Annotated in this window: 10 protein-coding genes; 9 read left to right on the forward strand and 1 reads right to left on the reverse strand. The window is 69.0% G+C overall.

Going from position 1 to position 13,855, the window contains the following annotated elements:
• The first annotated feature begins 46 nt into the window (after positions 1 to 46).
• Genes ACFYXH_RS36480 through ACFYXH_RS36495 form a run of 4 tightly spaced genes read left to right on the forward strand, consistent with a single transcriptional unit; the run spans position 47 to position 4,931 of the window.
• Complete coding sequence (locus ACFYXH_RS36480; protein WP_389572431.1) at positions 47 to 871, forward strand: hypothetical protein; 825 nt, start codon at positions 47 to 49, stop codon at positions 869 to 871.
• A 51-nt stretch (positions 872 to 922) separates the two neighbouring features.
• Positions 923 to 2,068 carry a hypothetical protein gene (locus ACFYXH_RS36485; RefSeq protein WP_389572433.1) on the forward strand — a complete coding sequence of 382 codons (1,146 nt, stop codon included), beginning with the start codon at positions 923 to 925 and terminating at the stop codon, positions 2,066 to 2,068.
• Complete coding sequence (locus ACFYXH_RS36490; RefSeq protein ID WP_389572436.1) at positions 2,065 to 3,567, forward strand: hypothetical protein; 1,503 nt, start codon at positions 2,065 to 2,067, stop codon at positions 3,565 to 3,567. The genes ACFYXH_RS36485 and ACFYXH_RS36490 overlap by 4 nt, the downstream gene beginning before the upstream one ends.
• A complete protein-coding gene (locus ACFYXH_RS36495) occupies positions 3,564 to 4,931 on the forward strand; it encodes an AAA domain-containing protein (RefSeq protein WP_389572439.1) in 1,368 nt (455 codons plus the stop codon). The genes ACFYXH_RS36490 and ACFYXH_RS36495 overlap by 4 nt, the downstream gene beginning before the upstream one ends.
• Before the next feature lie 81 nt (positions 4,932 to 5,012).
• Here the strand turns inward: ACFYXH_RS36495 and ACFYXH_RS36500 are convergent, their stop codons facing one another.
• Positions 5,013 to 5,411, reverse strand: coding sequence for a hypothetical protein (locus ACFYXH_RS36500; protein ID WP_389572442.1), 399 nt, complete (start codon positions 5,409 to 5,411; stop codon positions 5,013 to 5,015).
• A 158-nt stretch (positions 5,412 to 5,569) separates the two neighbouring features.
• Between ACFYXH_RS36500 and ACFYXH_RS36505 the strand changes: the two genes are divergently transcribed.
• From ACFYXH_RS36505 to ACFYXH_RS36525, 5 genes are all read left to right on the forward strand, one after another.
• A complete protein-coding gene (locus ACFYXH_RS36505) occupies positions 5,570 to 8,656 on the forward strand; it encodes a hypothetical protein (RefSeq protein WP_389572445.1) in 3,087 nt (1,028 codons plus the stop codon).
• Between the two features lie 434 nt (positions 8,657 to 9,090).
• The gene (locus tag ACFYXH_RS36510; protein WP_389572448.1) at positions 9,091 to 10,983 is read left to right on the forward strand and encodes a P-loop NTPase fold protein; all 1,893 of its coding nucleotides are present in this window, start codon (positions 9,091 to 9,093) and stop codon (positions 10,981 to 10,983) included.
• Entirely contained in the window at positions 10,983 to 11,759 is a 777-nt protein-coding gene (locus ACFYXH_RS36515; protein WP_389572451.1) for a hypothetical protein, read from the forward strand. The genes ACFYXH_RS36510 and ACFYXH_RS36515 overlap by 1 nt, the downstream gene beginning before the upstream one ends.
• Positions 11,759 to 13,051: a hypothetical protein gene (locus ACFYXH_RS36520; RefSeq protein WP_389572454.1), complete on the forward strand. Its 1,293-nt coding sequence runs from the start codon at positions 11,759 to 11,761 to the stop codon at positions 13,049 to 13,051. The genes ACFYXH_RS36515 and ACFYXH_RS36520 overlap by 1 nt, the downstream gene beginning before the upstream one ends.
• Entirely contained in the window at positions 13,048 to 13,824 is a 777-nt protein-coding gene (locus ACFYXH_RS36525) for a TatD family hydrolase (protein WP_389572457.1), read from the forward strand. The genes ACFYXH_RS36520 and ACFYXH_RS36525 overlap by 4 nt, the downstream gene beginning before the upstream one ends.
• Positions 13,825 to 13,855: the final 31 nt, after the last annotated feature.

Genomic DNA, 13,855 nt, shown 5'->3' on the forward strand with positions numbered 1-13,855 from the left:
CACAGGAAGAAAACTGGGCGCCATTGGTCCCTGCTAGCATGCGAGCATGGACGAGCATCTGGTCGCTCTCGAGAAACGCATGCAACAGCTGCAGGAAGCGATCCGGCAGGCGCTCACGCAACGCGACACCGCCCAAGTCAGCCTCCTGGGCGAGGAATTGACGCGTACCCAACGCGCCTGGAACGTTCTGTGCGGAATCAGCGACAGCGGCAGCCCGGACACGGCCCAGCCGGCGCCCGTCCCCACCGACGCCGAGCCTGTCCCAAGCGGCCTGACCGTACGCGACCAGGTCCACCAGGCACTGGCCCTGCTCACCGTCCCCGCCTCGCCCAAACTGCTCAGCCAGGTCCATCACGCGTTCTACTCCAGCCCGCTGAACACGGCACGCCTGACCACCCTGCGCCGCGACGAGGAGCGCTCCTTCCGCTCCGCCCCCTACGCCCGCGCCTACTACATCTGTCCCGCACTGACCTTCGACCTGCTCTCACCGGCCCGCGCACTGCTCGCCCTGAGCACCTGGCCCCTGGAGCAGCGCCTAGTGGGACCACTCACCCAACGTGTCCACTTCCTCACCTCGGCCCTGCGGCTCGCGGACGCCACGGAACACCTCGTCGGCGAAACCGAGTTGTCCCAGCCACTCCAGCAGCTCCTGCTGCACTACAGCCGCAACATTCACGGCGACACCACCCGAGGCACGCTCGACCTGGACGCGCTCCGCCGGGCCGCTGCAGCGGAACTGGAGATCCACGCCGACGACGACGCCGACACACGCGCCGAAGCGGCCCGGCGTGCGCGCCAGCAACTCGGCGACGCGGAGCAGATTTTCGGCAACATCCTGCGCAACGTCTCTCGCCTGCGCCGCACTTCGTAACCCCGCTCCTACGGCCTGCACGGCTGTGCCCTGCCCCTCCAAGGAAGAACAGTGAGTTCGCTCGACGCACGACTGGGCGTATTACGCGGAAGCGCCCCGCCCATCCCGCACAGTGCACGAACCCTGGCAGCGCTGACCGCCAACCCGACCTGCGACCGCCGCTCCCTGATAGACGCGGCCGGCATCGACAAAGCCGCCCTCGCCGCCCACCTGGACCTGCCGCAGCCGCTGAGAAAATCCCAGCTAGCCCTCGACTACGGCCTCGCCTTCGAACACAAGGTCACCGCCCAAGCCGGAGCCCCCCTCGTGCCGCTGCTACGCCAAGCCCTGGGCCTGACCCTGCCCGAGGCGTCCTACGAGGACATCAACAGCGTCGGCAGCGACGACGACAAGTCCCCCCTGCAACTACGCCACATCCACACCCGGTCCCGCATCCGCAGCGCAGCACGCCGCAGGCCAAGCCAGCACCGCACCCTGCTCAACCACCCCGTACTGCACCTGACCGTCGCCGGCCACCAGGCCTACCTAGAGCCCGACATCATCGCCTTCCACCGCGACGGCGTCTTCCACGTCGTCGAGATCAAATCCTTTCCCGTCATCCACGGGCAGCCCGACCCCATCAAGGTCGCCGCAGCGCTGACCCAGGCCGCCGCCTACGTCCTGGCCCTGCGTGAACTCCTCGCCGACGACGGCCTCCCACCAGACCATGTCTCCGACACCGTGATCCTGGTCAACCCGCGCAACTTCAGCCAGCACCCCACCGCCACGCCCTACAACGCCTACCAGCAGATCAAGTCCCTGAGCCGCCACCTCGGCAGACTGAGGCGCCTGCCCGAACTGCTGGACAAGCTCCCGTCCCACACCACCCTCGACCTGGCCCCCGGCCCCGACGGGACACCGACCCGGCCCCGCGGCGAACTCACTGCCGCACTCGCCACCGTGCCAGCCCGCTACACCCCAGGCTGCCGCCACCACTGCGACCTGGCCTTCCACTGCCGCACCGAGGCCCGCAACCAGCGCAGGGTCGATGCCCTGGGCACCAAAGTCCGCGACGACCTGGCAGGAATCGAAACCATCGACACGGCCCTGGCCCTCACCGACGGCCAACTGCACCCGGCACGGGACCAGAAGGACATCACTCAGGCCCTGCAGCAAGCACAGCGCATTTACGCAGAACTTCAGACAGACATCGTATGAGCCTGCTCACCTCACTGTTGAAGATGCGAGCTGCCGCCACCGGTAATGCTCTGCGCGCCAGCCAACTGCGCCACCTCCACCTCAGCGACCAGCCGCTGATGCTGCTGGCGCTGACGCGAACCGGGCCCGCCGCACGACCGCTGGCCGTCATGCTGGGCACCGACCCGCACCGCCCCCAGCTCTTCGTCGCGCCGCCCTCAGGCAGCACCACTTCTATGCTCGCCGCCCTGGCAGATGCCGTCACCGCATACATCGACGCCTGCCAGCGGCACAGCGAACACCTGCCGGCCATCTCAGGCAAGCCGGCCCGCCGCCGCTACACCGACGCCCCCCAGATCCTCGTTCCCAACCCCCAGACCGTGCAGCACCTGAAAATCCTCGGAGACGATCTGAGGTTCCGCAGCGTCGACGACCAGAATCCCGGCTCCCGAACCGTCCAACGCCTGGGCCACTGGCTCACCTACCTCACCGACCGCGCCGACCTCCCCGGCTCAGCCGCCCTCATCCCCATGACCAGCTTCCTCGGCATGCACTGGATCAGCGGCCAAAGCCCCCTGGAGGACGATGACCTCGCCACCTTGCTGGCCTGGATCGACCCGCCCCGCCACGCAGCCTCCGGACGCGACGCCGCACACACAGCAGAAGACCCGGCCACTCACCGCCCAGCGGGACCAGCCACCGACGCCGCCTTCGACAACGACCACCTGGCGCCCCTGTTCGACGCCTACGCCCGCGCCCGGCGCCAGGCCCTGGCCCTGGAGCAGACCCGCACCCTGCAAGAACTCGACCGCCTGCTGGCTACCTACATGCAGCCCACCTGGGACCTCATGTGGCAGGCATACGCACTCCTGCAAGCACTCCCTGAAGCCAAGGGCACCGCACGCCGCTGGGACCACGAGCGCACCGCCTTCACCGACGAATGCCTGCACCTGGTCCAGGACGGACGCCCCTGGCCGGCCCGCGACCAAGCCGTCGCCGCTGCCGTCCGCCTGGCCCACATGGAACTCGCGGCCACCGCCTTCGCTGCCGAATGCGCCGCCGACGACCCCTTCGCACGAGCGGAACTGCGCACCACCGGCGAAGCCTTCGGCGGCACCGTCACCACGATCGACTCGAAGCACACCCCTCGCGGGCCCACCGGACGGCCACAATGGCGGCCCCGGTTCACCGTGTCCACCCCCGACCTGTTGCGCATGGAACCCGGCCAGCCCCTGGCTTGCCACGCCTACCGCAAGGCCAGCTACAAGATCTGCGAGATCACTCCCGCCGACGACGACACTCTCGTCGAACTCGAGATCACCGCCGGCATGGGCCACGCCGACCGCCCCAACTACGACGTCCTGCCCGAAGCCGGCACTTTCCTTGTGTTCACCACTGCACCGGTCCTCTACCGGATGCCGGAATTCCCCTCACGAGCCCAGACACCCTGGACCCACGGCGGGCCTCCTGCCGACCAGCCGGACCACCACAACGCGGACGAGGGTGAGGAAGAGCAGTGACACCGCCCCACCAGCCATCGCCGCAGCAGCAGGTGGACATGGCCGCCCGCGCCGTCCTGGAGCAACTGTCCACGCTCACCCACCGGGGAATCGTCGTGGACTCCCCGCCCGGTGCCGGAAAATCCACCCTGGTCGCCCGAGCCGCCGACGCCCTCGCGCAGTCCAGCGCCCCATGCCCTGTCATCGCCCAGACCAACAGCCAGGTCGACCATCTCGTGCGGCGATTCGCCCGGGACCACCCGCATCTGCGCACCGCCCGGCTCACTGCAACGGATTACACAGTCCCGCACGACCTGCTGCAGGCACATCCCGGCATCCGGATCGGCACCCGTATCGAAGCCCTCGAAAAGACAGCCGACGTCATCGTGGGAACCGCCATGAAATGGGCCACGGTCACCGAGCGCCGATGGCCATGGGCGATCATCGACGAGGCCTACCAGATGCGTTCCGACATGCTTCTGTGGACCGCAGGCCTCTTCGACCGAGCCCTCTTTGTCGGAGATCCCGGCCAACTCGACCCCTTCTCCACGGTCGAAACCGACCGCTTCCAAGGCCTGTCCCACGACCCCATGAACAGCGCGGTCGCCGTCCTGCTCGCCAACAACCGCGACCTGCCCGTCCACTCCTTGCCCGTGTCCTGGCGCCTGCCGCCCTCAGCCGTCCCCCCCATCAGCAACGCCTTCTACCCCTTCACGCCCTTCCACGCCGGAAGCCGTGAAGCCGACCGCACCCTCACACTCTCCATCCGCGGTATGCGCACCCCCACCGACGAGGTCATCGAACACGCTGCCCGAACCGGGTGGGCCCTGTTCGAACTACCGGCCCGTATCACCGGCCAGCACGACATCGAAGCCTTCCAGGCTGTCCTCGGCATCGCCGAGCGGCTGCTGGTCCGTCAGGCCATCGCCATCTGCGAGGAAGATCCCGAAGACCACGTCCTAGCGCCGGGTGACATCGCCATCGGCACCGCCCACCGCAGCCAGGCCCACGACATCCGTACGCTCCTTGCCCGCCAGTACCCCCAACTCCAGGGCATCACCGTCGACACCGCCAACCGGCTCCAAGGCTGCGAATTCCGCGTCACCATCGTCCTGCACCCCCTCTCCGGCCGCGGCGACGCCTCCGCCTTCCACCTGGAAGCCGGCCGCCTGTGCGTCCTCACCTCACGACACCGCCACGCCTGCATCGTCGTCGCCCGCGCCGGCATCGCCGAACTCCTCGACGCCCACCCCTCCAACGACCCCGTACACCCCGGAGCCGCCTCCAAGGTTGCCGACGGCTGGGAGGCCAACCACACAGTCCTCGCCCACCTGACCGAGCACACCATCAACGCCCGGGCACAGCCCGGTCGCCGACGCGGATGAGCAGCACCCGCCCGCAACAGGGCAGGCCCACAGGTTCTTCCTGCGCCCACTCACCCACGGGGCGCCGTCGGGCTGGTGACCTCACTCGCGGCCGCGCACCACACCGCAAACGATCATGATCCGACGTGCCGACCAGTCGCTGTGGCAGGCGCCGCACACGCTCTTGCGCCACCCTCCCGGCCAGTCGTCGCGAGTGCGGATACGGCCGGGTGCGCCGCAGAACTCACAGGTGCACTCCGCCTCCTCCTCGGCAGTGGCGATCAGGCTCCTCAGGGCTTCGCCGCTGCCCGGCGGCCCTTCCACGTAGACGCGCAGGCCGCCGAGTTTCTCTTTGAGATTGAGGAGGCAGTAGCCGGGAAAGGCCGCACAGATCTGTTCATGCAGACGCTCCAGCAGCCCCCGCCAGCCCGGCCCCACCGCGTGAATCCGCGCGGGGATCTGTACCGGGCGCACATCAGGAGCAGCGGGGTCGTCGGCCATGGCCCCATCCTCGCGCACCGCGCGTTGCTGAGGCTCTGAGGCTCAGCCCACGCGGGGTCCGCTCAGCACCGCAGACGACGTGCACGGTCCCTGGGATGTCAGTGGGGTACTGGACACTGGTCGTGCGTAACTGCGGCAGTGAGACCAGGGGGAACGACGTGAGTGACGATGCCGTCCAGCTCGAGAAGCGTATCCGCTTCGCCTTGAGCACCCTCGGCGAGAGCAACAGCCACCACGAGTTCGAGGCCCTGTGCCTGGGCCTGGCCCGCCGGAGGATCACCAGCAATCTGCTGCCGGCGACCGGCCCTGTCAGTAGTGGCGGGGACCAGGGCCGGGATGCCGAAAGCCACTGGAGCAACATTCCCCGGGAGCTGCCCGAGACGTCTCTGTTCGCGTCCCTGGCCTCCACCCAGCGGGTGGTGATGGCCTGCACCATCCAGAGCACCGACATCCCGGGCAAGATCCGAAAGGACCTGGCATCGATCTGCGGGCAGGGCACCGCCGTTGACCGCGTCATCTACTTCACGGTGACCGCCGTGCCCACCAGGAAGCGGCACGACCTGATCGAAGAAGCCGCCCGGACACACCAGGTTGAACTGGAGATCTGGGACGCGGCCGCCCTCGCTCTCCACCTCGCTGACTACGACCTGTTCTACCTCGCCGTCCAGTACCTCCACCTGCCCTCCGATCTCGCACCACCGCGCCCGGACGGAGCCGGCCACCTGCCCGACTGGTATACCGAAGCCCGTCGGCGATGGCAGGCAAACGACGAGCCGCCCCACACCCTGGGCGACCTGGTGGACCTACGCGGCCCGCTGCGCCACGCCACCTTCCACGACGAGGCCCGGGCCGATCTACCGGAATGGATCAGCCACGCACGAGCTCTGCTGATCGCCGCGGCGGGGGAGCACACCGCTCTGCTGGCCCGCTACGAGATCGTCGTGGCCACCCTGCGCGGCCTCGGCGACATGCGCCCGGCGGACCAACTGGCCCGCGACTTCTTCGACACGGTCACCGCCGACGACACCCTCACCGACCCGGGAATCCTCGAGGACGCCGTCGTGCTCCTCGGATACGGATTCGGGGCACTGATCCGCAATCTCACCGCCCTGAATGCAGACGACCTGTGCGGCTGGCAGCGCCTGCTGGCCGACAAGATCGACCGCCTGCTGGACGCGGACCCGCCCGCCAACGCCATGGCTCATCTGCTGGCCATGCGGGCCCGCCTGGCCCTGCACACCGACATGACCGCCGACCTCGAATCCGTGCCCGAGGACCTGCCGACCGTCGCGGAGGTCACCGCATCCGTCGTCGAAGCGGTGGAAGCCGGTGAACCGATACCTGCCCTGCAGACGGGGCCGCCGCTCACGGACCTCGACACCGGCATGCGTATCCTGCTGCGGCTGGGCCGCCACCTGGACAATGCGCCACTGTTCCCCATCGAGCACACTGCCGACCTCTTCGACTACCTCACCCCCGTGCTGGTGGACCACCCGCTGTACCGGGAGGTCCGTGACCTGATCGATCAGGCAACCGACCGGGTCACCGGCCAGACCGCACGAGGCGAACGCGCCCAGTCCCGGGGCCACGCCCTGATCAAGAGCGGTCGCATTCCGCACGCACTTCAGGAGATTCACGAAGCCAAGGCCAACTGGCTGCGCGGCGACACCCTCGAGGGCGGCCTGATCATGCTGCTGCTGTGCGCGCGCCTCTACAGCGAACTCGGCCTGCCCATCGCCGCCAAGCAGTACGCGCTCGCAGCCGCCACCGCCGCAAAGTCCGCACCCGCCCCGGAGCTCAGCCGATTCATCCCTCGCGGCATCATCCTCGCCGCCCAGTACGACCGCCAGGCCGGGAACTGGATCTCCGCCACCCGCCTGTTCTGCATCGGCCTCATGGCACAGAACGCCTACTGCGACGAGCCGTACAACAACGAACGCTACCCGTACGTCTGGGAGATGATGGCCGACCAGGCGCTCACCCTGCGCATAGCTGGCGCAGTGCGGCCCGGCTTCGTCCCCCTGCTCCGCGAGATTACCGCCTCGGTGGGTATCGACACCGTCATCGACGACCTGCTCGCCCCGACCGCCGACGACCCCACAGCAACCGAAGAGGCGTACGCCGAGGAGGCCGACACCCACGGCGTGGGACGGCCCTTTAGCGACGCAGGCCGCACACGCCGCTATGTCTGGAACGCGCTCGGCGTCGACTGGGAGATCATCTGCCCGAACGAACGGCTGTCGGTGCTGGCCGCGGAACGCTACACCGCAGCACTCCAGGTGTTCCTCGGCGAACTCGCCGTAGGGGACCCGCTGTTCCTGCCCGGCAGCCTGAGCGTCGAGATCCGCGCAGACGCCACCCTGCCCCACGACCAGCCCGCCGTCTGCGACCAGAGCGCCGACCGTGACACCAACCGGTGGAGGCTGCGCCTGCCCACAACCGCCCCCGCGGACCTGGAAACAGAACCGTCCCGTCTGCTCACCGCCCTGGTCAAGGTGGTGCTCTCCCAGTCGCTGCTCTCCGACGAGGCATTCATGCACCTCGTCGAGCAGGCGCTCGCCGGCGGCTTCTGGCACAAGCTCTTCGTCGGCCGCCCCTACGACGAACTGGCCGACTTCCTGAGAGTCGACGACTACCAGACGATGGCTGCGCTCGCCGACCCGGCCGTCGGAGCAGGCACGCCGCGCGGCCAGGCGAAACCGGCTGCCCTGCCAGCCCGGACCGGGCCTGGGCCCGGCTACGAGCACGAGACAGCCCTCGACACCGTCCGCAACCGCTATGCCAACCTGCTCCCCATCGTGCGCTACACCCTTCCCCGCCTGGCCGCGGACCCCGGCTTCCGGCGTACAGCCACGCAGTTGAGGCAGGAAGGGTGGCGCGACTGGCACCTGCTGACCGCCATCGCTAACGCCGCCGGAAACCATCGCGCCCAGCAGCAGGGCCTGCGCCCCTCCCCGGGGGATTCCCCGGAACACCGAGCCCGCATCCTCGCCGCCATGCAGGCCCCCGAGCACCCCGACGACCCGCCTGTTCCTGCCCAGGCATTCACCGAACAAGCTCTGCGCTCACACCTGTCCGTGGCAGCGGTGAGCACCGCGCGCGGCCTAGGCCTCGCCATCCGCCCCGGCGCGCTCGACCCTCAGGCACTGCTGTCGGTACTCGGCGACCGGTACGGCTACTGGACGGACGACATCGAGCACACGGATCCGTTCGGCTGGCAGGCCGCGGAGGGCGACACGATCTGACCGGCCGGTGCGTGTGTGCAGGTATTGCGCGCCGGCCACCTTGAGACGCTGGTGCTGTTCTCCGGAGCGCGGGCGGGGGCTGCCGGTCGCCTCAGCGGCGGTCCGTGAGGTTCTCCAGGGACCAAGGCACACCGCCGCGAGGAGGGCGCGTGGTGGTGCGTGCCGTCTCCACGCCAGGGACGGCTGACTAGCACGGGTGGGTCCACCCAACCCCGGGGGGCCGGCGGTTCATCAGGGCGCTGGGATGCGCCTGCGGAGCGGGGCGACGTTCTTGGTGTCCCGGCAGATGTCGGCAACGAATGCGTCTGTTGCTGTTGTTGAGGGGGATTCGAGAGTTATCGTGTGCGTTCGCTGCACATTTGAGATCAGTCGGGTGCGTGGTGATTTGGCAAGAGGACTGACTGCGACGAAGAGGTCGCAGGCTGGGGGATGGCATGAGCGGTGTGTCTTCACGGCTGTGGTCGGACGAGCCGACACGCCTGGATCTGCTGTCCTTCGACGCGGTGGCCAAGACCGTGGTCCAGGCTGTGCTCGACGACGCCCTTGATCCGGTGACCGTGGGGGTATCGGGTGCCTGGGGGAGCGGCAAGACCACGGTGCTCCGCCTGATCGAGGATGCGCTTGCCCCGCAGCCCCCCGAGACAGACACGACCGTTCTCGTGATCAGTACGGATCCGTGGCGCTACGACCCTGGGGTCGGCGCCAAGGAAACGCTGATCGGCGAGGTGCTCACCGCCGTCGCCGCCGAACTCGCCAGCAGAGAAGAACCGGACCAGCCCCCGAGCCGCACCAGGGTACTACTGACCAAGCTGAGGAAGCGGGTCGACTGGGCCAAGGCGCTCCAACTGGCGGCGAAGACGTCACTGACCCTGCAACTGCCGTCCGTCGACGATCTCACCAGCCTGATCAACACCGAGCCGGACAACCAGGACGCCGACGCAACAGACCCTCCTTCACGCGGACTCGAGGAATTCCGCACCGAATTCCGCACACTGATGGAGTCTGCGGAGCTCAGCCACCTCAGGCGGGTGGTCGTGCTCGTCGACGACCTCGACCGCTGCCTGCCCGAAACGGTCGTGGACACACTGGAGACCATCCGGCTGTTTCTGGCGGTGCCGAAGATGGCGTTCGTCGTTGCCGCCGACGAGCACCGGGTGGCCGATGCTCTGCGGGTCCGCTTCCCCGATCCCGGCAACGGGCAGCAAGGTGCAGGCGAGCGGTACTTCGAGGAACCCGCCGGCCTCTACCTGCACAAGATCGTGCAGACCACAGTGCCGCTGCCCACCCTGAGCCGCTTCGACACCGAGGCGTTCCTCGTCCTGCTGCAGCTGTCCCAGCGCCTGCCTGTCGAGGGGCTCACCCCCTACATCGACGCCTGTGTACTCCTTCGGCGGGAGAAGGGTCTGCTGGACGACCTGGCCGCAGCCGTGGACGGCAATGACATCTCCGCCGAACTGGCCTTTGCCTCACGGATGACGCCCATCCTCTACGAGAAGCTCCAAGGCAGCCCCCGCCGCATCAAGCGCTTCCTCAACGACCTACGGGTACGTCAGTCCGTCGCCGGCCATCGCGGCATCGTGCTCGAACCGGACATCGTGGCCAAGCTCATGGTGCTGGAGAAGCTTCTGCCCGACGCCTTCACCACCGTCCTGGGCTGGCTGGCCCGCGGCGAACTGCGTTCACGTATGACCAAGCTGGAAGCAGCTGCCGGCCGGCCCGCGCCGGAGCCCTCCACACCCGATGACGCCGAATCCTCGGAGGAAGAGCAGAACCCGGCGCCGGATGCGGACGAGACCGAGCCGGTGGCCTTCGAGGACGAACTGATCCGATGGGCCAAACTTCCCCCGGGCCTCGACACCGTGGACCTGGCCCCCTACCTCTACCTGGCGGCAGCGTTCTCCGGCGAGCAACTCCTCGACGCCGGGCTGCCGGGCAGGCTGCGGGACATCGCGGCCAACCTGCTGTCCACGGTGCGCTTTGACCAACGCCGGGTGACCGACGCCGACATCACCGCGCTCGGTGAGGACGACGCCCTGAGCCTGGTCGAGTACCTCGGCCGGGCAGGCCGGGACCGCCCAACCGAACAGACCGCAGCCGTACGCGGCCTGGTCCGCATCGCCACCGCCTACCCGGCCACCACCGACCGGGCCGCCCTGCTCCTGCAGTCCATCCCGGCCGGTGAACTGGAACCGGCCACCATCCTGGCCCTCCCGTCCGACGCCGCCTTCCGCAGTGTGCTGGAACACTGGAAGAGTCATGCCCCGGCCGACCCGGACCGGATCAAGCGCACCCTAGAGATGGCCCTGGACACAGAAAGCCGTCCCTGATGGGCACCAAAGGCTCCTACACCGGAAACGGCACACCGGCCAGCAAACAACTGCAGCACAACATCACACAGTGGCTCGACGCCCTGGCCGGCTCCGGCCCCGGTGCACCCCCGCACAACCTCAACCCGGATCAACTGGTGCCTGCCCTCGGCCTGTTCAGGCCCTCCGGCGGGCGCGCAGACGGCCCCGGCGGCGGAGCAGGCGGCGCCGGGGGCGTCGGAGGAGGCCGCACCGGGGGAGGAGCACAGCGCACCATCGCCCAGTCCTCCCGCACGGCGGGCCGCGCCGCGGCTGCGGCCTACGCCTACCGCACCGGCAACGTGCAGGCGCTGCAGGAACTCGGCCTCAACTACGCAGAACTGCAGGCCGCAGCCGGCGACCCGATCGACTGGACCCGCCGGATCGTGGAGGCCGCCTGCGGGCCGCTGTCCGACGGCACCATCGAGGACCAGGAACGCCGCTTCGTCGCCAGCGAGGTGGCCCAATGGGTCCTGGAAGCCGGCACCGACAGCACACCCCCCAGCTCCGAAGAAGTCGTCCGGGAAACCCTGGCTCTGATCATCTTCGAGGCGGTCATCAGCGAGACCGCAGCGAAGATGAACGACGGCTCCCGTCCCGCCTGGGCCACCGCCGACGGCGAACGCCAACTGCGCGAGACCGCGCGCGCCCTGGCCGGCCGGGCCTCCCTCACGATCACCGGCCCCAGCACCGCCGAGATCACCCGAGCCGTCGAAGAGGGCATCGACGCGATGCGGTCCATCTGGATGGAGCCCTGATGCCCGCCTACACCCTGTGCCTGGACGCCGCGGACCCCTCACAGCCTGAGCCCGCCGACCTCACCCCGTTCTGGTGGCCCCCCGGCCCGGGCGGCTCCTTCGTCTCCACCCTCGGACCATGCCTGGGAGCACTGGGCCCCGTCCCCGAGCCCAACATCGAACTGGTCCGCCTGGCCGCCCTGGTCTATGCCGCCGACCGCACCACACCCCGCCGCGCCGCCCGCTCGAACTGGACACAACGCACCTTTGAACTGGACGTACCCGTCTACGCTCCGACCCGCTGGGATGTGCTCCGCGAACGGCTCGAAACCCTCCTGGGATTCCTGTCCGGCGACCGGTGGTCGATCCGCTTCCGCCGCGCCGACACCCCGCAAGAAACGGTCCGCGACACACCACATCCCGGGGTGCGGCGCGTGGTCCTGCTCAGCGGCGGCGCCGACTCGGCGATCGGAGCCCTGCTCTCCCGCCACGACCTCGGCCCGGGCCAGCATCTGCTGCTCTCCCACGTCGGCGCCACCACCCTCGCGCCGATCCAGCGGAACATCGCCGCCGACATCGCCCACCTCATCGACGGACCCCCACAGCTCCATCAGGCCCTGCGGTTCTCCCGCAAAAACCGTCAGCCCACCGGCGCGAAACTGCCCAACGAGTACTCCACCCGCACCCGCTCCCTGCTCTTCCTCGCCCTGGGCCTGGCCGCCGCAGCGGTGGAGAAGGTACCGCTGTGGATCCCGGAGAACGGCTTCGCATCCCTCAACGTGCCGCTCACCGCCGACCAGCGCGGCGCCCTGTCCACCCGCACCACCCACCCCTTCTTCCTGCAGACCCTGGCCGCCATCGCCAGCGATGCCGGAGCCCACGCCGTCATCCACAACCCCTTCGCCACCCACACCAAAGGCGAGATGTTCACCCAGGCCGCCGAACTGGTCGGCACCGCCCCAGCCGCCCGGCTGCTCAGCCGCACCCACTCCTGCGCCCACACCGGACACCGCAGCCACCACATCCCCGTGCGGACCCACTGCGGAGTGTGCTTCGGCTGCCTGCTGCGCCGGGCCTCCTTCCGCGCGGCACAGCTCGACGACTCGACCGACTACCTCCACACCCGCCACGACGAGAACCTCAACACATACCTGCACAGCAAGTCGGTCGAACCATCACTGCGCACCTTCCTCGCCCGCGGCCTGCGCCCAGCCGACATCACCACCCTGAACCTGCCCCCCGACTACCCCACCCGCCAGGCCTACGAGCTGTGCAGGCGGGGCGTCGCGGAACTGGAGCTGCTGTACCCATGAGGACGAGCGCACTGCCGCCGCTGGACCTGCACGCGCACATCGACACCAGCGTTCCGGCCGACGACCTCGCCGGCCTGAGCGCAGTCGTCTTCGCCGCCACCCGCTCCCTGACCGAGGCCGCCCAAGCCATCCAGCGGCACGACGAGCGGATCATCTGGGGAGTCGGCATCCACCCCGGACTCGCCCGCAGCCACACCGGCTTCGACCCCGACACCTTCACCCAGCTGATCGACCGCACCCCACTGGTCAGCGAGATCGGGCTCGACGGCAAGAGCCGCGTCCCGATGGACCGCCAACAGGCCACACTCCGCCGCGTCCTCGACATCCTCGCCCGCACCCCGCGCATCGCCAGCATCCACAGCTACGCCGCCTGCGAGCAGGTCCTCCACGAGCTGGAACGGACCCCGGCACCCGGCATGGTCCTCCACTGGTGGCTCGGCGACCTGGCTCAGACTGCCCGTGCCGTCAGCCTCGGCTGCTACTTCTCCCTCAACGCCTCCGCCGTACGCAAAACCGCACTGCTGGAAGCCATCCCCCTCGACCGCGTCCTGACCGAGACCGACCACCCTTTCGGCGACCGCAGCTCCGACCAACCGCTGCCCGGCAACGTCACACTCGTGGAGCAGGCACTCGCACGCCACCACCGGACGACACCCGAGAACATCCGCCAGATCGTGTGGCACAACCTGGCCGCGCTCGTGCGCGACACCCGTTGCGCAGCTCAGCTCAGCCGACGCGTCCGGTCTCATCTCGCCTCCCTTCCGCCGCGGTGAGCCCAACGCGTGGCGCCTCGCGTGACTCGTT

Source organism: Streptomyces sp. NPDC002730, assembly GCF_042888805.1.
Taxonomy (GTDB): Bacteria; Actinomycetota; Actinomycetes; order Streptomycetales; family Streptomycetaceae; genus Streptomyces.

Bases quoted from the DNA above. Each gene is read 5' to 3' on its own strand.
- ACFYXH_RS36520 (WP_389572454.1), top strand. From the start codon at position 11,759: ATGCCCGCCTACACCCTGTGCCTGGACGCCGCGGACCCCTCACAGCCT.
- ACFYXH_RS36525 (WP_389572457.1), top strand. From the start codon at position 13,048: ATGAGGACGAGCGCACTGCCGCCGCTGGACCTGCACGCGCACATCGAC.
- ACFYXH_RS36510 (WP_389572448.1), top strand. From the start codon at position 9,091: ATGAGCGGTGTGTCTTCACGGCTGTGGTCGGACGAGCCGACACGCCTG.
- ACFYXH_RS36515 (WP_389572451.1), top strand. From the start codon at position 10,983: ATGGGCACCAAAGGCTCCTACACCGGAAACGGCACACCGGCCAGCAAA.
- ACFYXH_RS36500 (WP_389572442.1), bottom strand. From the start codon at position 5,411: ATGGCCGACGACCCCGCTGCTCCTGATGTGCGCCCGGTACAGATCCCC.
- ACFYXH_RS36490 (WP_389572436.1), top strand. From the start codon at position 2,065: ATGAGCCTGCTCACCTCACTGTTGAAGATGCGAGCTGCCGCCACCGGT.
- ACFYXH_RS36480 (WP_389572431.1), top strand. From the start codon at position 47: ATGGACGAGCATCTGGTCGCTCTCGAGAAACGCATGCAACAGCTGCAG.